This window comes from Maritimimonas sp. 2304DJ26-3, assembly GCF_056591635.1.
The window spans coordinates 410,854-433,332 of the sequence record NZ_JBWQOK010000002.1 but is presented as its reverse complement, the minus strand read 5'-3'; the positions used below and the strand labels follow the sequence as shown (position 1 = coordinate 433,332).

The window sequence follows — 22,479 nt, the reverse complement described above, 5'->3', positions numbered from 1 at the left end:
AATCAAAAAAGAAAAATTAAGAAATTGTGAATCAGATATTTGTGCATAACTTTTCACATAAAACACCAAAACAGTTGCTTAATTAAAACAGTAATGCTAAATTTGTTGATATAGTTTATACTCTTTGTTTTAATGAGTAATGTTTTAGAAATAGTTGATTCTCTGCAAAGTAAATTAGATAAACTAATTACTAAGTATGAATTATTAAAAGTTGAAAATCAACAATTGCTTGAAAAAAGTAATCAACTAATTCAAAAAATAGATTCGCAGAAAGAATCGATGAGTACAATAGAAAATAAGTACGAATCATTAAGAGTTGCTAATGCAATTGTAGGCAGCAAAGAAGATAAACATACAACTAAATTAAAGATAAATACGTTAATACGCGAAATTGATAAATGTATTGCTCAGTTAGGTGAGTAGGTTCTAAATGGATGATAACCTTAGAATAAAAGTTACTATTGGAGATAGAGTTTACCCCTTAACAATAAAGAGTGAAGGTGAAGAGGAAGGTATTCGCAAAGCCGTAAAGAAAATAAACGATCTTATAAAGAAGTTTGAAGAGAATTATGAAGTGAGAGATAAGCAAGATGTGTTAGCAATGTGTGCTTTACAGTTTGCGTCTTTACAAGAGGTTAAAAGTATTTATAACGAGCAAGATGCTCTCAAAATTGAAAGTAAAATAAAAGAGATGAGTTCGCTGTTAGATTCTCATCTATAAGTTCTTTAAAATACAACAATTACTGCCTACATTAGTTATTTGTTTATTAAACTCAACACGATTTTATTAAAAAGGGTGAGTTTTAGTTGCGAAAGCGTGCCAATTTAATTTGGATTTTTGACCAACTAGTTAGCCCTAAACTTGTTTACAAGGAGTTTAAAAACCCCAAACTAGTGTAGGCTTTTTTTATACTTAAAATTAACGAAATGGAAGGAATGATAATGCCAATATTACTTGGTGTAGTTGGTTTGATTATAGGCTTTATAATAGCTAAAGCTTTAGAAAAAAACAAAGCATCGCTAATATTGAAAAATGCCAAAAAACAAGCCTCATCTGTGTTAAAGGAAGCTAGATTAGAAGGTGAATCACTTAAAAAGGATAAAATATTACAAGCAAAAGAAAAATTTATAGAGTTAAAAACAGAACACGAAAAAGTAATTCTTGCGAGAGATAAAAAGATTACTGAAGCTGAAAAAAGAATACGCGATAAAGAATCAAAGATATCACAAGAGTTAGATAAAAATACAAAGTTGAGTAAATCTCTAGAGGCTAAACAAGCAGATTATAATTATCGCCTAGAGTTTTTAGAAAAGAAAAAAACTGAAGCTGAAAAATTGCATAAAAAGCAAGTAGAGCAGCTTGAAGTTATTTCAGGTTTATCGGCAGACGATGCAAAAACTCAATTGGTTGAATCTTTAAAAGAAGAAGCTAAGACAGATGCCATGGCTGTTATTCAAGATACAATTGAAGAAGCTAAATTAACCGCTCAACAAGAGGCAAAAAAGATAGTATTAAGTACTATTCAACGTGTAGGGGTAGAGCAAACAGTAGAAAACTGTGTATCGGTATTTAATTTAGAATCAGATGATGTAAAGGGTCGTATTATTGGTCGTGAAGGTCGTAATATTAGAGCATTAGAATCTGCTACCGGAGTTGAAATTATTGTTGATGACACGCCAGAAGCGATTATTCTTTCTTGCTTTGATCCTATACGTAGAGAGATTGCGCGTTTATCTATGCATAAATTAGTTACTGATGGTAGAATTCACCCCGCACGTATAGAAGAGGTCGTTGCTAAGACTAAAAAAGAAATCAATCAAGAAATTATAGAAGTTGGTAAGCGTACAGTGATCGATTTAGGTATTCACGGATTACATCCTGAATTAATTAAAACTGTAGGTAGGATGAAGTACCGTTCTTCTTACGGACAAAATCTTTTGCAGCACTCACGCGAAGTTGCAAATCTTTGTGCTTTAATGGCAGCAGAACTTGGCTTAAACCCTAAAGTTGCTAAAAGAGCAGGACTATTACATGATATTGGTAAAGTGCCAGAAACTGAAAGTGAATTGCCACATGCGTTGCTTGGAATGGAATGGGCTGAAAAATATGGTGAAAAGAAAGATGTATGTAATGCTATTGGTGCTCACCATGACGAAATTGAAATGAAATCATTGATAGCACCTATTGTACAAGTATGTGACGCCATATCTGGTGCAAGACCAGGAGCTAGACGCCAAGTATTAGATTCTTATATACAACGATTAAAAGACCTAGAAGATGTTGCTTTTGGGTTTTCAGGAGTTCAAAAGGCATATGCTATACAAGCCGGTAGAGAGTTACGCGTAATTGTAGAAAGTGAAAAAGTTGATGATATAAAGGCATCAGAATTATCATTTAATATTTCTCAAAAAATACAAAATGATATGACATATCCTGGTCAGGTTAGAGTGACGGTAATTCGTGAAACACGAGCTGTTAATATCGCCAAGTAAAATTTACTAATTCAAATATTGTTGAAGATCCTTTTCCGTTACGGAGAAGGATTTTTACTTTCTAGGATGATACTTTTCTACAACTTCTTTTAAGAAGGTTTTATCAATATGCATATAGACTTCAGTAGTAGTAATGCTCTCGTGACCTAACATTTGTTGTATTGACCTAAGATCTGCTTCATTTTCTAATAAATGTGTGGCGAAAGAATGCCTAAATGTATGTGGACTCACATTTTTTCTAATTCCTGCTTTTTCTGTAGCATCTTTAACTATTAAAAAGATCATATTCCGTGTAAGCTGTTTTCCTCTTCTGTTTAGAAACAAAGTGTCTTCGAACCCTTTTTTAGGTTTTATATGATTTCGAACTTGATTTATGTAAATTAGAATTAGTTTCTGAGTATACGAGTTGATAGGGACAAACCGCTGTTTATCACCTTTACCAATAACACGGACAAATCCTTCATCAAAAAATAGATCTGAAAGCTGTAAGGTAATAAGTTCCGTAACACGTAACCCGCAGCTATATAAAGTCTCCAATATGGTTTTGTTACGTTGCCCTTGAGGTAAGCTAAGATCAATAGAATCTATAATTGACTTTACTTCTTCAAAAGATAAGGTATCTGGTAATTTTCTACCAATTTTTGGAGCTTCAATAAGCTGTGTAGGATTGTCTGTTCTATAATCTTCAAAAATCAGATAATCAAAAAAACTACGGAGACCAGAGATTATGCGAGATTGCGATCGTGCATTTACTGTTTTAGCAATCTCATATACAAATTGCTGTAGGGTGTCAAGAGAAATGGTTATTGGAGAAACGATGATTTCATTGGTATCTAAAAATTGCATCAATTTTTTTACATCTCTTGTATAATTTTGAACAGAATTAATAGCTAACCCTCGTTCTATTTTAAGATATAGTTGATAATCTTTCAATGCATTATGCCAATTCATAATAAAAAATCACTTCTAATTTTAGTATATTGCAATATAACTTTAAATCAATTATTATGAAAAAAATGAGTTTAGTTATCCTATTAGTAATTTTTAGTATTACTTCAATAAATGCTCAAGGAGAAACTAGTTTTGGTGTAACAGGTGGATTTATCAATGGTTCAGGTAAAGCTTCTGTTGCTGGTTTTGATATAGCAGAAGTACAGAATGGTTCAGGTTTTTTTATTGGATTATTAGCCGACATTGGAGTGGCGGAAAAATTTAGTGTGCAGCCTGAAGTGCTTTATGCTGGGATAGATGGAGAAGGAGTGATATTAATACCAGTTATGGCTAAATATTATATTGCAGAAAAATTTAACTTACAAGCTGGACCTCAGTTAGACTTCTTAACAGGATTAAATGAATTTGAGAAAAGAGCAATTAAAACAACAGGATTTAGTTTAGGTTTTGGAGCAGGGTTCGATATTAATGAAAGTTTTGCAGTACAAGCTAGATATAATATTGGGCTAAATAATAGAGTAGACAGTGGTTTAACAGATCTTATAGATGATTTAAATATACCTATTATTGGTGGTTTAATCAATCCAGAACTTAAAGTAAATACCTTTCAAATTGGTTTAGTTTATAACTTTCAATAGTTTATTATAAATTGATAGAATAAAAAAAGCCAATGTTTTGACATTGGCTTTTTTTATCTTATGGTTAATTAGGTTAAAATTTGTCAGTCAGTATATTGATTAAATCAACAATAGCCCAAATTCCAAGACCTCCAATAGTAAGAATAAATAAGATATTCCAACCTACTGGTTTTTTGTAGTACCATCTGTGAGCAGCAAAGGGCCATCCTAAAAAGAACCATAAAGCCACACCAACCCACTTGTCTTGATTTTGACTTGAAGTAGTTAACGCAACAACTTCCTCGGTTTCTACTTTCAATTCAGAATTTACATCTGTTTTGGCTACTCTTTTTACAGGAAAAGAGGCATAAGTAGCGGTAATAGTTAACATAAACACTAATACCGTAATGATTGTTTTGATTTTCATAATATATTAATTTAATTTGCCATCCAAAGTACTAAAAACTTTATCAAAATGAAACCAAAATATTCTTTTTTGATTATTATATTTTTAACCTTTTCTGTATCAGTATTAAAGGCTCAGCAACATCATGAATTTTTAGGTTTTGTGTTTCTAAATGATACGACTAACATATCCTATAGGTTGATATTTTCAGAAAATAAAGGAGAAATAAGTGGTTATTCTATCACAGATTTACATGGTGAACATGAAACTAAAAATGTAATTTCTGGAAAATATGACAAGCAGAAAAAAGAATTTGTTTTTAAAGAGAAAGATATTGTTTATACAAAGTCACCTGTAACCCAGCAAGATTTTTGTTTTGTTAATTTTACGGGTAAACTAAAATTAGCTAGTAAGAAAAGTAAACTGACAGGTAGTTTTAAGGGACTCTTTAATGATGGAACTAAGTGTATCGATGGAGAAATTAGGCTCGCTGGTACAGAAGCTTTGTATAAAAGAATGAATAGATTGAGCAAGAAAATTTCTAAAACAAAAAGAATAGACGATGCTACCAAAAAAAGAATAAACCCTGTTAGAATTTTAGATAGCATAAGAATGAATACATTGAAGGAAGGTGAGGTTACTTCAGTTTTTTGGAAATCTAATAAATTTAAGATGGAGATTTGGGATGCGGGCAAAGAAGATGGAGATAGAATTACTGTTTTAGTGAATGGCAAAGAGGTCTTGGCCAACTACGAAATCACTCATACAAAAAAGATAGTTACTTTTGATTTGGTAAAACAAAAGAATATCGTTGTAATTAAGGCAGAAAATATGGGGAATATATCGCCAAATACTGCTAAAATAGCTTTGTATGATGGAAATAATGAGTTAGGTTTATATACAAATCTTAATAAAGATAAAACAACAACGGTAACTGTAATTAAGCGTAAATAACATAGATGAAACTTATAATTATTAACGGCCCTAATTTAAATTTGCTTGGTAAACGAGAACCAGAAGTTTATGGGAATACCAGTTTTGAAGATTTGTTTAAAGAGCTACAGAATAAATATCCTCAACTTCAGTTAGACTATTTTCAGTCTAATATTGAAGGAGAAATTATAGATAAACTGCACGAAGTAGGATTTAATTATGATGGCATTATTTTAAACGCAGCAGCTTATACACATACTTCAGTTGGAATTGGTGATGCGGTTAAAGCAATAGAAACTGGGGTTATAGAAGTGCATATTTCTAATGTTTCTTCCCGTGAAGAGTTTAGACATAATTCTTATATCGCTCCGAATGCTTCAGGAATCATTATTGGTTTCGGATTAAAAGGATATGAACTTGCTATCGAATCTTTTTTAGACTAAAGTTTCAAAACCATTTTTATATCACTTCTGGCATACGGGCTATTTGCTTGAATAGCTACTTCTTTAAAGCCATATTTTCTATATATATAAATTGCATTTTCTAATTTAGTGTTAGAATAGAGCAGGAGCTCTTCCCATCCTTGATTTTTAGCAAACTCAATACAATATTGCATAAGTTGTTGGCCAATTTTTAATCCTTGAAATTTAGGCGAAACGGCCATCTTGCTCAATTCGTAACCCTCGTCTTCATTCATTAAAGCGACTGTACCCGCTACTTGTCCTTGCTGTAGAGCAAAGAATATATGCCCACCTTTATCTATAATGTAGTTTTTTGCATTATTTAAAACTTCTTTATCATGCTCTTCAACATAAAAAAATTTCTCTAACCATTCAATATTTAAATCTCTAAAATGATTTGAATATTCTTCTCTAAATGATATTATTTCTATAGGATGTTTCATCATCATTATTTTAACTTAGTAATTACAGTTTCACTAAATGATTTTTTATTTAATTCAGTTTCAACATAAGTAATATGATCTAGCAATGTTTTATTTTCTCTTTTCTGTGTTATTTTTTTTATTTCTTCGTCTATTATTTTCCAAACTGGTTTTAATTCTTCTAGAATCGTTGTACCTTTTTCCGTCAAACTGATTTTACGTTTTCTTTTGTCATGTTTATCTGTTATAGAAACTATTAGTTTCTTTTTTATTAAACTATTAACATATTGTGTTACTGCTGGTTGTGTAACTTTTAATGAGCTGCTAATCTCACTAATTGAAAGTTCATCTTGTTCACTAACAAGTTTAAAAATAGGCATATGATAAGGGTCAAAATCTAGCTTTGATTCTTTGTATATCCTTATAACTTCTTTCATTATTTGATCACTAAGTCTTTTTAATCTTGAACCTAAAGCCAGCTCTTGAAATTGTATTAACTTATCAGAATTATTCATTATACATAAATATTTATATAAATACTTATGCAAATTTATAAAATATTATTTAAATACCAAAATGGAGTAGTAGTATTACATTTTACTATCAATAAGATCGATAATTTCTTTTTCTTCTTTTAAAGTTGACTGATAGATAATTTCAGCTTTATCTAAAATATTATCTGCAAAGTTTCTATCTTTTATGTCTTTTGCATTTATACGAACGTTAAAATACGCTCCAATTACGGCAGTTCTAGCGCATAACACACCAACTCCGGCATCAGATAACGAATTTTGAAGTCCATCTTTTGCCATTGCTTTCATCACTTCTATAGAATTGTAAGCAGTTTGCATAACTTGAAGCGGAACTTCAGTAGCATATTTTGTTGCATTTTCTATAGCTTGTTGACGTATTTTTTTCTCTTCATCAGAACCTTTTGGCATTCTAAATCCTTCAATAATTTTGTTGAATGCATTCGTATCTTCATCAACTAGAAACAGTAGTTTGTTCTTGTAATCTTGCCCCTTTTCAGCCCATTTAGAATAGAATTCCCACTTTTCATCCCATCCTGGCTTATGGGCTGATAGATTAGCAACCATGGTGCCTAATGAAACCCCTAAGGCGCCTACATATGCAGAGATTGATCCACCACCTGGAGCCATAGATTCACTAGCGGTTTCATCCGCGAAATCATCTAACTTAAAATCAATTAATTTCTTAGAATTATCGTCAAGCATATATTCAATAACTTTTTCTTTAGGATTAAAAGGTTTTAAATCGTCTAAACCAAGTGACTTTATCGCAATTTTTATTTTTTCCGATTCTGCAATACCCAATGAACGATTTTGCTTGATTAGAAAATAATTAGCCGCATCTAACATTGCTTTTAGGGGCACAAGACCAACTAGTTCTGAACCGGTAACACGTAAACCTCTTTCTTGAGCAACTTTGCAACTTTCGTCAAAAGCCTCATGCATAGACGTAATTGAAATATTGGTTAAGTTATAAGAAATCTGAGCGATACCATACTCTTCAATATACCAACCAATTCCTTTTACGGCTTTCAGCTTGCCAGGCATACGAACTGGTTCTCCATTTTTGTCTAATATTTTTTTGCCAGTAATAGGATTTCCTTCACGTTTAATTCTACCAGCTTCGCGAATATCAAAGGCAATTGCATTAGCGCGACGCGTAGAAGTAGTATTTAAATTAATATTATAAGCAATTAAAAAATCGCGAGAAGAGATGGCAGTGGCGCCACTTCTAGAAACAGAATCATTAAACTCTGATGGCCCGAAATCTGGTTTCCAATTGGGATCAACTAATTTTTTCGAAAGCCCTTCATATTCACCTGAGCGACAATTTGCTAAATTCTTTCGCTTTTCTTCTTTTGCAGCGTTCTCGTAGAAATATCCTGGTATACCAAGTTCATCACCAACTCGTTTTCCTAATTTATGAGCATATTTAGCTGTTTCTTCTAAGGTTATGCCTGAAATTGGTACTAATGGGCAAACGTCTGTAGCACCAAAACGAGGATGTTCACCAGAATGCTTCCTCATATCTATTAGTTCGGAAGCCTTTTTAATTAATCGAAAAGCTGCTTCAATAACCGGTTCGGGTTCGCCAACAAAAGTTATTACAGTTCTATTTGTTGCTTTACCAGGATCTATATCTAATAATTTCACGCCTTCAACTGTTTCAACAATTTTAGCTATTTCATTAATTCTTGCTGAGTCTTGTCCTTCACTGATATTAGGAACACATTCTATAAGTTGCTTTTGCATTTTAATTACAATCTAATTTATTACTTATTCTATATACTCTGGAATAAGGAGATATAGTACCATTTACTACACTTTTTACACGAACATACCAATCGCTCCCATAAGCTACAGGAAGTCCAAAAGTATTGGTAGTACGGTGAGAAGTTTGATAATATGCCCAAGTAGAACTTGTTGTATACTCAACAATATACTCAGTTGCGTTGTTAACTGGAGCCCATTTTACTAAAGCTATATCGTAACCAGAGTTTGAAGTTATAACGGATGAGAACTGAGTAGGAGCATTATTATTTTTTACTACTAAAACTTGGGAAGGGTAGGATTCATACCCATCGAAATTTCTTACAGCTTTTATTCTTACATAAAAAATAGCATTTTTAGCTATTGGTATTCCCAAGATATTATTAGTTCTTATAGAAGTAGTAAAATAAGCAAAAGTTGGACTTGTAGAATATTCAGCAATGTATTCTGAGGACCCACTAACCTCCCTCCAAGTGATACGTGCAATATCTGGATTTCCAATTGTAATTGATGAGGATAAATCAACAGGAATTTGTGCATCTGTGTAGTCAACAATATTACCATGATTGCCCAATTCATTTCGCTCTAGGAAATAATTGTTATTTGGAGACCTAACTCTGATAACATTTTTCAACCTAACATCATTGGGAGGTGTGTCTAAAATAAACTTATTATCTGTAAAAATAGTTTCTTCTCCTACGATAGATGCAAACCTGAAACCACCATGACCGTCTGGGTTCGGATATATTTTGTTTCTTAAGTCAAAAGTATTATTTTCTATAACGGCACCTGGGGCACCATTTATAGTCCAAATGCGATCGTTAAGCCAATTATTCTTTATTTTGACATTACTTGTTAATCCATCATTAATTGTATCGCTTTGTAACACAATAGCCGCGTTACCAGTTTCAATATCAAAAACATTACCTTCAATTAAAATATTAGTTAATTCATCGTTAGGAGCGAAACCAGACGCATTGTCAATTTTCATTCCAGGTGTTCCCGTTCCTTTATTAACATTAAAGCAATTATCTTTAATTGTTAATTTTGATAGTTTTTGCCCAAAAAAACAATTTGCAAACCCATTCATATTATTATTTCTAATTATTACTTCGCCTACCCGATCAGATTGAGTAACTACAGTCGTTGCAGAAATTGCAATTGGATAATTGGTATCAGGATCATAAGGTGCATCTGTATAAAAAGTGTTATTCTCAATAAGAACATATTTGTGGCCTCCTCTAATTCTGATTGCTAAGCCATCAGGATTTGCAAAAGTAGAATTCTTAACAATTATACTATCATAACCTTTGCCTACATAATTATCTGGATCCTCAGGCGTAATATCTGTAGTTATAAATATTTCTGCTTCGTTAAACGTTATTCCATCAAAAATTAAGGTGCCACAGCTTTCAGAAGCTAAAATATTTATGTCATTGGATATTACATCTCCTGAATTATACAATGGATTTGGGTTTCCACAGCTAGATGAAGATTTATTATTTATACTAATTTCAATAATAGATTCTTTTTCGCAATTAAAAAGAATTATTATAAAGATAAAAAAAACCAAACTTTTAAAAAATAATTTCATAATAGAGTAATTGGTGTTTTATATTATATCAAATTTAAAATTGTTTTCTAAATAGAATACATCAATCAACAAAAAATGTAAAGAATAATCATATAATTTTTCTATTTTTGGCGCTTATTAAAAATGAAATATAGAATGAGATTACTTAAAATTTTTGCTGTTGTACTATTTGTAGCAACATTGGCTTCTTGTAATAGTCAAGGAGTAACAAAGAAATCATTAGATAGCGAAGTTGATTCAGTTAGTTATGCTATTGGTATGGACATAGCCAATAACTTAAAAAGATTTGATGAACTTGATAGAGAATTATTAATTCAAGGAATTAGAAATGGTATAGATTCTACAAATCTTTTAATGAATTATGATAAGATAACACCAGTTGTTAGAGCTTATATGACTAAAAAACAGGTTGAAGATCGTGAAAAACAGCAAGAAGATGCTTTAAAAAATGCTGAAAAAGAATTTGGTGAAGTAAAAACAGCTGGGGAAATTTTTTTAGAAGAAAATAAAGCAAAAGAAGGCGTAAAAATTACAGAAAGCGGTCTGCAATATGTAGTTCTTAAAGAAGGTAGCGGTGCTAAACCAGTACCCGCGGATAAAGTAAAAGTACATTATCATGGAACTTTAGCAGATGGAACTGTATTTGATAGTTCGGTAGATAGAGGTACTCCATCTGAGTTTTTTGTAAGTCAAGTTATTAGAGGATGGACTGAAGGTTTACAATTAATGTCAGTAGGTTCAAAGTATAAATTTTTTGTTCCACAAGAATTAGCTTATGGAGCTTTTCCTCGTCAAGGTGGAAAGATAAGACCGTTTGATGCCCTAGTATTTGAAGTAGAATTATTAGATATAGTTAAATAACAATATAATTATTAATAAGAATTTTAGAAGCCAGTAACAAATAGTTACTGGCTTCTTGCTTTTACTAGATTATTGTTGGAATATTTTTTGGTTAAAGGAATATATACTAAAACCATTTTATGATTCGTTATTCTAAATAATCAAACTCGCTAAACATGGAAAACAATTTTAACCCTGAAAACGAATCAACACGTTTTAAAAAAAAGAAAAAGAAATACTTCGATCCTTACAAGAAAGATAAGTATACCATATCAAAATTAAAAGAATATAAAAAATATCTCGAATATTTGGAGACAGTAAGAGCTCAAGGTAATTTAGATTTAGAGTATTAATATTCTATTTTATCTTCTTTCTCGGACCATTTTTTAAATGGTTCTAACGCAATATCTCTAGCACATTGTTCAAAAGGAATACTACGCTTATCGTAAGGTAAAGGAATTTCTTTATAGATAAATTCATCATCAAACCCAATATCAGCAGCATCCTGTTGATTACTACCATAGTATACCTTTTTAGGCCGAGCCCAATAAATGGCACCTAAACACATAGGGCAAGGCTCACATGATGTGTATATTATACAATCGTCTAACTGAAAAGTTCCTAAATTTTTACAAGCATCTCTAATGGCAGTAACTTCTGCATGTGCCGTTGGGTCATTTGTTGAAGTTACTTTATTATTTCCTCTCCCAACTATTTCTCCATCTTTTACAACAATACAACCGAAAGGACCTCCTTCATTATTTTGCATTCCTTTTAAAGCAGCTTTTACTGCTTCACTCATAAACTCTTTATGGTTCATTGATCTTTATTTTAAACTTCCAGTCATATCTTCTGGCTTTACCCATTCATCATACTGCTCTTCAGTAACATAGCCTAACCTTATAGCTTCTTCTTTTAAAGTAGTTCCATTAGCATGCGCTGTATTAGCAATTTCAGCAGCTTTGTAATAACCTATTTTGGTATTTAAAGCAGTTACTAGCATTAAAGAATTATTCAATAACTCTTTGATCACTTTAGTATTAGGCTCAATACCAACAGCACAATTAACATTAAATGACACACAAGCATCACCAATTAATCTAGCCGATTGTAATAGATTGGCTGCCATCATAGGTTTAAATACATTTAATTCGTAATGTCCTTGTGTCCCACCAACAGTTACTGCAACATCATTACCTATAACCTGTGCACAAACCATAGTTAAGGCTTCTGCTTGGGTAGGGTTAACCTTGCCAGGCATAATTGATGAGCCAGGTTCATTAGCAGGGATAATCAGCTCACCAATACCTGAACGAGGCCCTGATGCCATCATTCTAATGTCATTTGCTATTTTATTTAAAGAAACTGCTAATTGTTTTAAAGCTCCATGAGATTCAACAATAGCATCATGCGCCGCTAAAGCTTCAAATTTATTTTCAGCAGTTATAAATGGTAAGCTTGTAAAATCAGCAATATATTTTGCTACAGTAACATCATAACCATTAGGAGTGTTTAATCCTGTTCCTACAGCAGTACCACCTAAAGCTAATTCAGAAAGATGGTCTAATGTATTTTTCAATGCTTTTAATCCATGATCTAATTGTGATACATAGCCAGAAAATTCTTGACCAACAGTTAAAGGAGTTGCATCCATTAAATGTGTACGACCAATCTTAACTACATCTTTGAATTCTTTAGCTTTGCTATCTAAGGTGTTTCTTAGCTTTTCTACTCCTGGAATAGTAGTTTCTACAATCATCTTATAACATGCAATGTGCATACCAGTGGGGAATGTATCGTTAGATGATTGTGACTTGTTTACATCATCATTTGGCTGAATAGTCTTTTCTCCTTCCCCAATCTTTTTGCCTGCAATTTCATGAGCTCGGTTGGCTATCACCTCATTAACATTCATATTACTTTGGGTGCCAGAACCAGTTTGCCAAATAACCAATGGAAATTGATCATCATGTTTTCCACCAAGTATTTCATCACATACCTGAGCAATTAAATTGCGTTTTTCTTCAGCTAAAACCCCTAGTTTACAGTTGGTATAAGCTGCAGCTTTTTTAAGATAAGCAAATCCGTAAACAACCTCTAAAGGCATTGATGCTGGAGCTCCAATTTTAAAATTATTTCTTGATCTTTCAGTCTGTGCGCCCCAATATTTATCGGCAGGTACTTTTACCTCGCCCATAGTATCTTTTTCTATTCTGTAGTCCATCTAAATGAATTGATTTTGTGGACTGCAAAGTTACAAAATAGCTGATGAATGATAGTTGAATTATTGAACGATTTGGAAGATTGCTAAAGCATAAATAGCAAAACGGGCGAACCGAAATAATCCAAATGCAATAACACCTTTTAAAGGATACTGTATCATACCTGCTGCCATGCAAGTAATAGAAAAGGGTATAGGTAATAAAGCTCCGGTAAGAATTAAAAACCCACCCCACTTTTTAGTATTCTTTAAATGCTTTGCCATTTTGTTTTCGAGATAATTCTTAATGGCATTTATTTTTAAAGCAGCTTTTCCTATAAAAAATGAGATAATACCACCTATATAAGATAGCGTTGCTAAAATTGATAGTGATAAAATGGGATTACTCGTTTTTTTAGACCAAGCAATGAAAATCTCTGGAGGAATTAACCCTAAGAATGATTCTGATAAAAAGAAAATAATGAGAATACCCTTAGTAGAATAGATTTCAGTTATTCTCTGAAGCCCATCATTTATATTGTAAACATAAGAGTTGAATAGAACCAGAGCAATAACAATAGCTAAAATAGGCAATATAGCTTTCTTTAAGCTATTACCTATAAAACTATAAAAACCGGTATATGAATAATACTGATGTAATAGTTTAAACCTTGACTTCTTTTGTGCTCTAGCGCCTTTTTTCATTTTCAAACAAGGCGCAAAAGTAAGAACTATTTTACGTTAATCAAATACCATACTTTATGATTAACTTAAATTTATGAATTAACCACCAAATTCACCTTCTCCACCTTCAAAGTTTTCTCTTTGTGGACGTTCACGCTTCTTCTTTTGATTGAAACGATAAATAAAACTTAATGATATTTGACGCTCGCGCCATTGAAATTCTCCTTCAGAAAGTGTAGTTGGATTTTCTCTACTACCGAAATAAGTAGTGCTTTGACGCTTACGTGAGTTGAACAAATCATTCACATTTAAAACTAAAGAGGCCTTGTCTTTGAATAAATCTTTACTAAAAGATAGGTTGGTAACAAATATTCCGTCTCTATCTGATTGTGCATTTGATTGCGGTCCTCTATACATAATACGAGTTTGCCATTGAATCTTAGGAGGTAAGGTAATTCTTGAGTTAAAACGAGTAAACCAGCTACTTTCATTTACTTCATTTAAGATAGTTGTTACCTGATCTCCGCTCGGAGTTGTATAGACATAAGTAAATGCATCAGTATTAAACTTGAAGTAGTTAAAAGAAGCGGAAAACCTTGCCCATTTTGTCGGAGAATAGTTTGCAGTGAATTCAAAACCATAACGGTTTTCATCATTCAAATTAATAGGCTGTCTGATAAATACATTTGTACCGTTTCTTACTTCTGTAATTGATACTGGCCTAATTAAATCTGTAGAAATTTGATAGTATAGGGATGCTCCTAAATCTAATTTGATAATTTTTGTATTATATCCTAGGTCAAATGAACTTGTAAATGTTGGAGTCAAATCTGGATTTCCTCTAAAGATATTAGTTGCAGAACTTCTACTTTCAAAAGGATTTAAAAACCAATGACGAGGTCTTCTTAACCTTCTACTGTATCCTAAAGTAATATTTTCTCTATCATTTAGTTCATAACCTAAATTTATTGTTGGAAACCATTCTGTAAAGTTTTTATCAGATGTTTGATTGGTTGTAATAACATCTAAATCAATATCTGTTATTTCTGTTCTTAAGCCCAGTAAATATGAAAATTTATTTATTTTACTACCAAACTGAGTGTAAAATGCATAGATATTTTGCTTGAAGTTAATAGCATTTGATGGATCAAAACTATTATTAGGATCTAAGATGCGAACTCTAAAATCAGAATCTAAGTCTTGCAAGGTTGTTTTGTGCCCAATTTCGAACTGACTCTTTTCACCTATAGGCAATACATAATCTATTTGCAATAATTTATCAGTAGAACTAGTTATTTGTGAATTATTTTCTGAAAGTGTTCCATTCGTTGTAATTGGGGCGTTTTCGGTTTCATTACTTTCACCATATTGTAAATCAATGGTAAGTTTTTGCCCTTTACCGTCAAAATTATTGGTGTAATTTATAGAGTATTGAGTATCTGCACCGTCTTCTACTTCATCTTCTATACGAATCTCATCATGAAGTATTTGAGTTGGGTCATCAAACTGATATCTACTGGTAATATTGGTAGCTACATCATCTCCTTTGGAATCTCTGTAAAAGAAGGAACCTGTAATAGAACTATTTTTGGTTAAGTAATACTCTAAACCTAAAGAAGCATTAAAATTTTTATTTTTTCTATCAAAAGTTCTATCCTCGGTTTGGGTGCTATCAATAATATTATCATTACCTAGATAAGAGAATTTTGAAAAGGAATTTCCAGGACCCTTTCTATAAGAATATCCAATATTTGAAAACAAATTAATTTTCTTTGTACGATAGTTTAGGTTAGGCGCTATTCTTAGTTGATTAGGATATCCTGCAGTGAGGTTGACAGAACCATTAAAACCTGTTATTTTTCCTTTTCTTAGAATAATGTTTAAAATTCCTGCAGTACCTTCTGCATCATAGCGTGCAGAAGGGGAGGTGATTACTTCTACCTTTTCTATGGCGTCTGCAGGTAAATTACGTAATGCATCAGTACCATTTAAACCTACTAAAGCTGATGGTTTACCATCTATAAGAATTCTAACATTTTCATTCCCTCTAAGGCTTACGGCTCCTTCGGCGTCTACATTTACAGAAGGAACGTTGTCTAAAACATCTGAGGCAGTACCCCCTTTAACGGTCATATCTTTACCAACGTTATATATTTTTTTATCGAGTCTAATTTCTACAGTCGATTTTTCAGCAATAACTTCAACTTCATCTAAATTTTCACTATCAGTTTCTAGAAAAATTGTGCCTAAATTTAGATTCTCTAGAATAGATTTATTATTTATTTTATGAGTTTTAAATGAGATAAATTCAACTGAAATATTATAGGTTCCCTTAAAGACTTCTATTGTAAAATTTCCTTTGTTATCGGTTAGACCACCAGTAACTCTTTTTCCTCTAACAGGAGTAATTACAATGGTGGCATATTCTAAAGGTTGCTTAGTTTCTTTATCAATTACTTTACCTGTAATTTCAACTTTTTCTATTTGAGTATTTCTTTGTTGAGGTCTTTGAGAAGTTGCTATTTGACACATTGTTAAAACAAATATCAATAGCAGTATTTGATTAATTTTCATTAAATTATGATAATTTGAGTTAAAAACTCTTAGATAGATCGAAAGTACTTTGGTTTAAATTAGTTTCAGTTAAAAATCTGTTAAAAGAAATTACTTAAAACTAAAAATATAACTTATACCAGCGTTAATAAAGGTAGTGTTATCTAAATTCCGTTCAAAGGCAAGCGCATTTGGAAAGTTGAAATTGTAACCAAATTCAAATTGAAAATCGTTAATTTCTAAATTTAAAGGAATTGATAATTGTGTATTTCTAAGGGCATATGTTTCAAACTCATTTACAATTCTATCAATTATTGGGAGATCAATTACCAGATCATCAATTCTTGAAGTATCTATATTTTCATTACCCAGAATAAATGACAATTGAAGATTTAAAGATACTTGATGTTTGTTATTTATTTTAAAAAGATCAACTGAGCTGTAAATTTCAAAGTTATTTTGAATTCCTTGTTCTTCACCAAAAAAGTATGATACACCGGCAGAGGCACCTAGTAATTGGTTGTTAGTTTCAATACTAAAAGTTGCATCTAAACTATTCTCAAAATCTCTTGACTCAGAATCTGTAAAGATATATCTACTATAACTTAGGTCATAACTAAAATTGTCATGTTTTCCGAAGCTATTTGTATAACCTGCTATTGCGGTAGTTAAATCCCATTTTGGATCAAATTCGCTATAAAAGGCTCCAGACATGCCTAAATAAAAACCACTATGGTGTTGATATAATATTTGGGGAGAAAGGCTAAACTGATCTATATTTAAATCTCTACCAAGAAAATATGTTTTATCATTATATTCTAAAGAAATATAAATTAAATGTTGTTTACTTAATTGATCAATATAATCTATAACATCTAACTCTTCGGAGATTAATTCATCTATAATGGCGTCAATTTCTTCTTCGGCCTGAGCATAAGAATTGATGGCAATAAACGAAAGTGCAAGAATTAAAAAAAACTTTTTCATATAGATTTAGGTAAGTATAAAAAGCTCTTATTGATCAATATTTTGTCTTATTAATTGTCGTAAACGACGAATCAACCTTTTTCTATCACGTATTTTTTTATCATTAATAAAATGTCTTAATCGTACCATCTGTCGTTTAGATATTGTTTTTCTAAATTGTATACGTTTATTCTTTAATATATTTCTATTTGTTTTAAGGTCAGATAATTGCTTCGAAGAAAGAGATTTTCTTAGCAATTTAGCTCTATCAGACTTTGATAAGTTCTTATTTGCTAAAATTCTTTTTTGATCGGCAGAAAGATTGTTTTTGATACTTTCTCTAATTTGTCTTTTTAAAAGTAATTGCTCTTTTAATATTGTTTTCTGCTCTTGTGTTAGTGAAAGAGAATTTAATTCAGTATCATAATTTTCATTTTCTTGAGAAAAAGAAAACGTGGTACCCATAAATAGTACTACTATAACTGTGAAGAGTTTTTTATAAAACACCATTTCTAATTCATTTTTAGTTAATTAGACTACTAAACTTCAAAAAGGTTTAAAACTATTAATATGTTGAACTAAAAAATAAGAAAATATATATGCAAAGTAAAAAATATATTTTATTTTTGACCTAAATTTAAATGCTTCAAATTTTTATTATGGAATTTCAACATTTTGTAGGTTTCTTAATTTTCTTAACCGTTTTTACAATGGGTTTTTGGATGATGATATTTTTATTGACTTTTGTAATTCCTTATTGGATTATAGGTTATTTAAGAGAAGAATTTAAATTAAAACGAGAAGCTAAGAAGAAAGATAATTAGGTTTTAAGGATAAAGTTTATATAAAAAAAGGATGGTAAATACCATCCTTTTTTATTGCTTACAGTTTTTTATCTTGTTTATCTTCTAGATCATCTTTGTTTATATCTCGACTTCTATCTTTTGAACTTCGCCTTTTTTGATTAAATCTATACGTAAATGTTAATTGGTATTGGTTTTCGTAACGAACATCTCTAAAAGTTAATGTGTTAGCTTCAAAAGATCGATAATTAAACTTTTTAGAGCTAAAAACATCTGTAATCTTAAATGTTAATGAAGCTTTCTTTTTAAATAGGTCTTTACTAATAGTTAAATTAGAAAAATGAATGGTTCTAAGTTTTGTTAAACCATTTTCTATAGGTGATTGATATACATGTTGCGCATTTATCTTTAATCCATTATTAAATGAAAGAAAAGCACCACCGCTCGCATACCAAGTAGTGTTAGTTATATTGTAGGCTGGATCAATTGCATTGGTGATTTTTTGCCTATAAGGACTTACATAAGCATTTAGTCTAAAGTTCTTAGAAAACCTATAAGTTAAGTCTAGATCAACACCAGTAACATTGTTATCTCCGCTGTTGATAGGGATTCTTCTAAAAATGTCTTGTCCATCTGAAGTTTGCTCACCAGTATTTTCAATTACTGATAAAAATTGATCAGAAGCAAAATTTAAAAAGATAGAAGAAACTAACGTTAGCTTTTTAAAACTTTTATCATATAAAATTTCAAGGTAATTCGTATAAAAAGGATTTAAATTTTGATTACCTACAGTTTGAAAACGTTCATCTGTATAAGCAATAAACGGATTAATTTGTGCAATTGTTGGTCTATCTATAGAACGAGAATAATTTAAAGACAAATAACTATCATCATCAATTTCATATGCAAGTGTAGCAGATGGAAAGATATCAGTATATGATTTGTTAATCTCAGAGTTAGAATTTTGCTGTCCTAAATCTATTTCAGATATCTCTGCTCTTAACCCTAGTGAATATGAAAACTTGTTATGTGTTGCATTATATAAACCATAAAAAGCATGCACTTTTTCATCATAATTAACCATATCATCGAGGCCGCCAATAGTTACAAAATCATTAATAAGATTATCGAATTGTGAAACATTAAAATCATTATCATAAAATCGGAATGTGCCTTTATAACCAAGTTGTAAGGTTTGATTTTCATTAAAAGGAAATGTATAATCTATTTGAGCTAAGAAATTATCTAATGTTTGATCTTTATCAGATTTTTGAAGGATTAAGTCACCAATATTCGGAATCTCATTAATATTGGTTTTATTTTCAGAATCAGTATTTTCATATTTTAGATCAATAGATAAGTTATGTCCATCATCATTAAATTTGATTTTATGACCAATGCTAGCTTCAATTCTGGAACCATCATCATTTTCATTTACATTTCTGATAAAATCAGGTTCAGAAAGATTAGATCTAAAGTTTTTATTATTACTGTTTACTAGAAAAGACGTAGAGAGCGTGTGTTTTTCACCTAAATAAAAATCACTACCGATATTAAAAAGAAAGCTATTACGCTTTTGGTTATCAACTCTATGCTCAGAAAAATCAAAAAATGGTTGACTAATATTGGTAAACTTTTTTCTATTCTGGTTATTAAAACTAATTGTTGAATACAGATTCATATTGTCTGTATCTTCATTAATAAAAGTAGAAAACCCATGATTGTCTGGGATACCTGTATGTACCTCAATTGAACCATTTAACCCTATTCCCTGTCTTTTTTTAGTAATTATATTTAGAATAGCTCCACCGCCGCCTTCGGCACTATATTTGGCAGATCTAGTAATAATTTCGACTCTATCGATGCTGTTTGAAGGAATTGTTTTTAGAATATCTGTATTATTGTCTAAACCAAATTGTGGCTTACCATCTACTAATACTGTTGCATTACCACCACGGGCTTGAATGTTACCTTCATCATCAACTCTAACAGATGGAGTATTGTTTAGTACATCAATAGCATTACCACCCACATTTGCAATATCGGCTGATGCATTGTATACTTTTTTATTGAATTTAGATTCAAAAATTTTTTTCTCTGCTACTATTTCAACTTCATTTAAAGTATTATCTGGTGATAAATTAATGACACCAAGGTTAAAATTATCTTTAAATTCTTGTAAAGAGAGAACGTAAGTTTTAAAAGAGAGAAACTGAATTTTTATAGTATAAAACCCTGTTGTAATTTGCAGTTTAAACTTTCCGTTTTTAACTGTAGAAGTACCAGCTAAAATACTATCAGTTTTTGATTGAACCGTTACAGTAGCATATTCTAATGGTTCTTTTGTTTCATTGTCTATTACTTTTCCAGAAATTGTAATTTGTTTAGTATTTACATTCTGACTAAAAACAGTAAAGTTTAAAAAAAGTAAAATAAACAGGAAGCAATTTTTCATACAATTTGGCGTATAAAAAACAAAAGTATCATAACTTATTGAATTAAAAAATAGTGGTTTATAGTGATTTTTATACCCATAAACCACTAGTTTTTATAATAGTTTTTTTATATTTTCAGGAGGTCTTCCTATTACAGCTTTGTTACCTTTAACTACTATAGGTCTTTCTATCAATTTTGGATGTTCGCTCATAGCTTTTAAAACCTCATCATCGCTTAGTTCTTTTCCTTTAAAATGCTCTTTCCAGATTTTCTCATTTTTTCGAACTAATTGAATAGGTTTTATATCAAGCATTTCTAATATTGCTTTTAGTTCTAAAGTTGTTGGAGGGTTTTCGAGATAGTTTACTATTTCAAAATCTTGATTTGACTCTTCAAGAATAAAAAGGCCTTCACGACTCTTACGGCATCTATTATTGTGATAAATTTTCATGAATGTTTATTTATGATGTAAATATAGTTAAGCCTTTTTAAAAACTAAGTTATCTTTGGCATTCTATACTATGATTATTACAGACACACATACACATCTTTATTCTGAGCAATTTGATGACGATAGAAAAGCAATGATGCAACGCGCTTTTGATGCAGGAATTTCTCGTTTTTTTATTCCAGCAATTGATTCTTCGTACACGGATTCGATGTTAGCTTTAGAAAAATCATATCCTGATAAAGTCTTTTTAATGATGGGTTTGCACCCAACATCAGTAAAAGAAAATTATAAAGAAGAATTAGCTTTAGCAAAAAAATGGTTAGATAAGCGTCATTTTTATGCTGTTGGAGAAATTGGTATTGACCTATATTGGGATAAGAGTTTTTTAGAACAACAACAAGAGGCTTTTAAGACACAAATTAAATGGGCAAAAGAAAAAGAGCTACCAATTATAATTCATTGTCGAGAATCTTTTGATGAAATATTTGAAGTTTTAGAAGGTGAAAAAGATGAAAAATTACGAGGAATTTTCCATTGCTTTACAGGAAATTTAAAACAAGCACATAGAGCATTGTCTTTTAATATGAAATTAGGCATTGGTGGAGTTGTTACCTTTAAAAATGGAGGTGTTGATAAGTTCTTAAACGAAATTTCACTAGAAAACATTGTCTTAGAGACCGACTCACCTTATTTAGCACCAGTACCTTTCCGAGGAAAGCGAAATGAAAGTAGTTATATTGTTAATGTTTTGGATAAATTGGTAGATATTTATAATTTAACTCCTCAAGAAATAGCTGAGATTACTACACAAAATTCTAAAGATGTTTTTCGAATTTGATAAAGTAACATACTATAAAACTCCGATTGGTATTGCCAGAATTGTTGGCGATGAAAATGGAATATCGTCAATTTCGGTTGTAGACGGTGAGCAAGAGACTTCAGATGTAATTCCAGAGCCCTTACAAGAATGTGTTAGGCAATTGGATGAATATTTTAACAAAGAAAGAAAAACATTTAGCTTAAAGTTAAACCCTGAAGGTACAGACTTTCAGAAAAGTGTGTGGAATGAGTTAGAACAAATACCTTATGGAGAAAAGCGTAGTTATATGAAGCAAGCTGAAAAGTTAGGTGACGTAAAAGCGATTAGAGCTGTTGCTAATGCGAATGCTAAAAATCCAATTTGGATAGTTGTTCCATGTCATCGTATTATTGGAAGTGATGGTTCATTAACTGGTTATGCCGGTGGTTTGTGGCGTAAAAGATGGTTGCTAGAGCATGAAAATCCACCATCTCAACAATCTTTGTTTTAAAACTTCTATTTGATCTAAAACACTACTCATTTAATTTTTAAATTATTTTTACTTTCAAA

Annotated in this window: 25 protein-coding genes and 1 other RNA gene; 12 read left to right on the top strand and 14 right to left on the bottom strand. The window is 31.1% G+C overall.

Features of this window, described 5'->3' with window-relative positions:
- The first annotated feature begins 132 nt into the window (after positions 1–132).
- From AC1EUV_RS06960 to rny, 4 genes are all read left to right on the top strand, one after another.
- On the top strand, positions 133–423 hold the full coding sequence (locus AC1EUV_RS06960) for a hypothetical protein (protein WP_480197955.1): 291 nt from the start codon (positions 133–135) through the stop codon (positions 421–423).
- A gap of 7 nt (positions 424–430) precedes the next feature.
- A complete protein-coding gene (locus AC1EUV_RS06955; RefSeq protein ID WP_480197954.1) occupies positions 431–721 on the top strand; it encodes a cell division protein ZapA in 291 nt (96 codons plus the stop codon).
- A 50-nt stretch (positions 722–771) separates the two neighbouring features.
- A non-coding RNA gene (ssrS, locus tag AC1EUV_RS06950) (6S RNA) lies at positions 772–879 on the top strand.
- A gap of 48 nt (positions 880–927) precedes the next feature.
- A complete protein-coding gene (gene rny, locus AC1EUV_RS06945; RefSeq protein ID WP_480197953.1) occupies positions 928–2,493 on the top strand; it encodes a ribonuclease Y in 1,566 nt (521 codons plus the stop codon).
- A gap of 54 nt (positions 2,494–2,547) precedes the next feature.
- Here the strand turns inward: rny and xerD are convergent, their stop codons facing one another.
- Positions 2,548–3,444, bottom strand: coding sequence for a site-specific tyrosine recombinase XerD (xerD, locus tag AC1EUV_RS06940; protein WP_480197952.1), 897 nt, complete (start codon positions 3,442–3,444; stop codon positions 2,548–2,550).
- A 56-nt stretch (positions 3,445–3,500) separates the two neighbouring features.
- Between xerD and AC1EUV_RS06935 the strand changes: the two genes are divergently transcribed.
- Complete coding sequence (locus tag AC1EUV_RS06935) at positions 3,501–4,082, top strand: porin family protein (RefSeq protein ID WP_480197951.1); 582 nt, start codon at positions 3,501–3,503, stop codon at positions 4,080–4,082.
- Positions 4,083–4,155: 73 nt separating this feature from the next.
- On the opposite strand, the gene AC1EUV_RS06930 is transcribed toward AC1EUV_RS06935, so the two are convergent.
- A complete protein-coding gene (locus AC1EUV_RS06930; RefSeq protein ID WP_480197950.1) occupies positions 4,156–4,488 on the bottom strand; it encodes a TM2 domain-containing protein in 333 nt (110 codons plus the stop codon).
- 48 nt (positions 4,489–4,536) lie between these two features.
- Here AC1EUV_RS06930 and AC1EUV_RS06925 point away from each other — a divergent pair, with 48 nt between their 5' ends.
- Both AC1EUV_RS06925 and aroQ read left to right on the top strand, forming a co-directional pair.
- Complete coding sequence (locus AC1EUV_RS06925) at positions 4,537–5,421, top strand: hypothetical protein (protein WP_480197949.1); 885 nt, start codon at positions 4,537–4,539, stop codon at positions 5,419–5,421.
- Between the two features lie 5 nt (positions 5,422–5,426).
- The gene (aroQ, locus tag AC1EUV_RS06920) at positions 5,427–5,843 is read left to right on the top strand and encodes a type II 3-dehydroquinate dehydratase (protein WP_480197948.1); all 417 of its coding nucleotides are present in this window, start codon (positions 5,427–5,429) and stop codon (positions 5,841–5,843) included.
- Here the strand turns inward: aroQ and AC1EUV_RS06915 are convergent.
- The 4 genes from AC1EUV_RS06915 to AC1EUV_RS06900 all read right to left on the bottom strand — a co-directional run bounded on the left by AC1EUV_RS06915 (position 5,840) and on the right by AC1EUV_RS06900 (position 10,177).
- Positions 5,840–6,304: a GNAT family N-acetyltransferase gene (locus tag AC1EUV_RS06915; RefSeq protein ID WP_480197947.1), complete on the bottom strand. Its 465-nt coding sequence runs from the start codon at positions 6,302–6,304 to the stop codon at positions 5,840–5,842. The two genes, aroQ and AC1EUV_RS06915, sit on opposite strands and share 4 nt — an antisense overlap.
- A gap of 5 nt (positions 6,305–6,309) precedes the next feature.
- On the bottom strand, positions 6,310–6,798 hold the full coding sequence (locus AC1EUV_RS06910) for a MarR family winged helix-turn-helix transcriptional regulator (RefSeq protein WP_480197946.1): 489 nt from the start codon (positions 6,796–6,798) through the stop codon (positions 6,310–6,312).
- 75 nt (positions 6,799–6,873) lie between these two features.
- A complete protein-coding gene (gene ftcD, locus AC1EUV_RS06905; RefSeq protein ID WP_480197945.1) occupies positions 6,874–8,565 on the bottom strand; it encodes a glutamate formimidoyltransferase in 1,692 nt (563 codons plus the stop codon).
- Between the two features lies 1 nt (position 8,566).
- A complete protein-coding gene (locus tag AC1EUV_RS06900; RefSeq protein WP_480197944.1) occupies positions 8,567–10,177 on the bottom strand; it encodes a hypothetical protein in 1,611 nt (536 codons plus the stop codon).
- A gap of 135 nt (positions 10,178–10,312) precedes the next feature.
- Between AC1EUV_RS06900 and AC1EUV_RS06895 the strand changes: the two genes are divergently transcribed.
- Together AC1EUV_RS06895 and AC1EUV_RS06890 are read left to right on the top strand one after the other, a co-directional pair.
- Positions 10,313–11,038, top strand: a complete 726-nt coding sequence (locus AC1EUV_RS06895) for an FKBP-type peptidyl-prolyl cis-trans isomerase (RefSeq protein ID WP_480197943.1) — start codon at positions 10,313–10,315, stop codon at positions 11,036–11,038.
- A gap of 155 nt (positions 11,039–11,193) precedes the next feature.
- Positions 11,194–11,370: a hypothetical protein gene (locus AC1EUV_RS06890; protein WP_480197942.1), complete on the top strand. Its 177-nt coding sequence runs from the start codon at positions 11,194–11,196 to the stop codon at positions 11,368–11,370.
- Here AC1EUV_RS06890 and AC1EUV_RS06885 read toward each other — a convergent pair.
- The 6 genes from AC1EUV_RS06885 to AC1EUV_RS06860 all read right to left on the bottom strand — a co-directional run bounded on the left by AC1EUV_RS06885 (position 11,367) and on the right by AC1EUV_RS06860 (position 17,930).
- Positions 11,367–11,837: a nucleoside deaminase gene (locus AC1EUV_RS06885; RefSeq protein WP_480197941.1), complete on the bottom strand. Its 471-nt coding sequence runs from the start codon at positions 11,835–11,837 to the stop codon at positions 11,367–11,369. The genes AC1EUV_RS06890 and AC1EUV_RS06885 overlap by 4 nt on opposite strands.
- A 6-nt stretch (positions 11,838–11,843) precedes the next feature.
- Complete coding sequence (gene fumC, locus AC1EUV_RS06880; protein WP_480197940.1) at positions 11,844–13,241, bottom strand: class II fumarate hydratase; 1,398 nt, start codon at positions 13,239–13,241, stop codon at positions 11,844–11,846.
- Between the two features lie 60 nt (positions 13,242–13,301).
- Positions 13,302–13,922: a YqaA family protein gene (locus AC1EUV_RS06875; protein ID WP_480197939.1), complete on the bottom strand. Its 621-nt coding sequence runs from the start codon at positions 13,920–13,922 to the stop codon at positions 13,302–13,304.
- A 78-nt stretch (positions 13,923–14,000) separates the two neighbouring features.
- Positions 14,001–16,475 carry a TonB-dependent receptor gene (locus tag AC1EUV_RS06870; RefSeq protein WP_480197938.1) on the bottom strand — a complete coding sequence of 825 codons (2,475 nt, stop codon included), beginning with the start codon at positions 16,473–16,475 and terminating at the stop codon, positions 14,001–14,003.
- A gap of 90 nt (positions 16,476–16,565) precedes the next feature.
- Complete coding sequence (locus tag AC1EUV_RS06865; protein ID WP_480197937.1) at positions 16,566–17,441, bottom strand: hypothetical protein; 876 nt, start codon at positions 17,439–17,441, stop codon at positions 16,566–16,568.
- 27 nt (positions 17,442–17,468) lie between these two features.
- Positions 17,469–17,930: a hypothetical protein gene (locus AC1EUV_RS06860; RefSeq protein ID WP_480197936.1), complete on the bottom strand. Its 462-nt coding sequence runs from the start codon at positions 17,928–17,930 to the stop codon at positions 17,469–17,471.
- A 149-nt stretch (positions 17,931–18,079) separates the two neighbouring features.
- Between AC1EUV_RS06860 and AC1EUV_RS06855 the strand changes: the two genes are divergently transcribed.
- Positions 18,080–18,244, top strand: coding sequence for a hypothetical protein (locus tag AC1EUV_RS06855; RefSeq protein WP_480197935.1), 165 nt, complete (start codon positions 18,080–18,082; stop codon positions 18,242–18,244).
- A 58-nt stretch (positions 18,245–18,302) separates the two neighbouring features.
- On the opposite strand, the gene AC1EUV_RS06850 is transcribed toward AC1EUV_RS06855, so the two are convergent.
- Together AC1EUV_RS06850 and arsC are read right to left on the bottom strand one after the other, a co-directional pair.
- Positions 18,303–20,678: a TonB-dependent receptor gene (locus tag AC1EUV_RS06850; protein ID WP_480197934.1), complete on the bottom strand. Its 2,376-nt coding sequence runs from the start codon at positions 20,676–20,678 to the stop codon at positions 18,303–18,305.
- Positions 20,679–20,771: 93 nt separating this feature from the next.
- Entirely contained in the window at positions 20,772–21,110 is a 339-nt protein-coding gene (gene arsC / locus AC1EUV_RS06845; RefSeq protein WP_480197933.1) for an arsenate reductase (glutaredoxin), read from the bottom strand.
- A gap of 70 nt (positions 21,111–21,180) precedes the next feature.
- On the opposite strand from arsC, the gene AC1EUV_RS06840 reads away from it, so the two are divergent.
- Both AC1EUV_RS06840 and AC1EUV_RS06835 read left to right on the top strand, forming a co-directional pair.
- The gene (locus tag AC1EUV_RS06840; RefSeq protein ID WP_480198289.1) at positions 21,181–21,948 is read left to right on the top strand and encodes a TatD family hydrolase; all 768 of its coding nucleotides are present in this window, start codon (positions 21,181–21,183) and stop codon (positions 21,946–21,948) included.
- A complete protein-coding gene (locus tag AC1EUV_RS06835) occupies positions 21,932–22,420 on the top strand; it encodes a methylated-DNA--[protein]-cysteine S-methyltransferase (RefSeq protein WP_480197932.1) in 489 nt (162 codons plus the stop codon). Before AC1EUV_RS06840 ends, AC1EUV_RS06835 begins: the two co-directional genes overlap by 17 nt.
- Positions 22,421–22,479 lie beyond the last annotated feature (59 nt).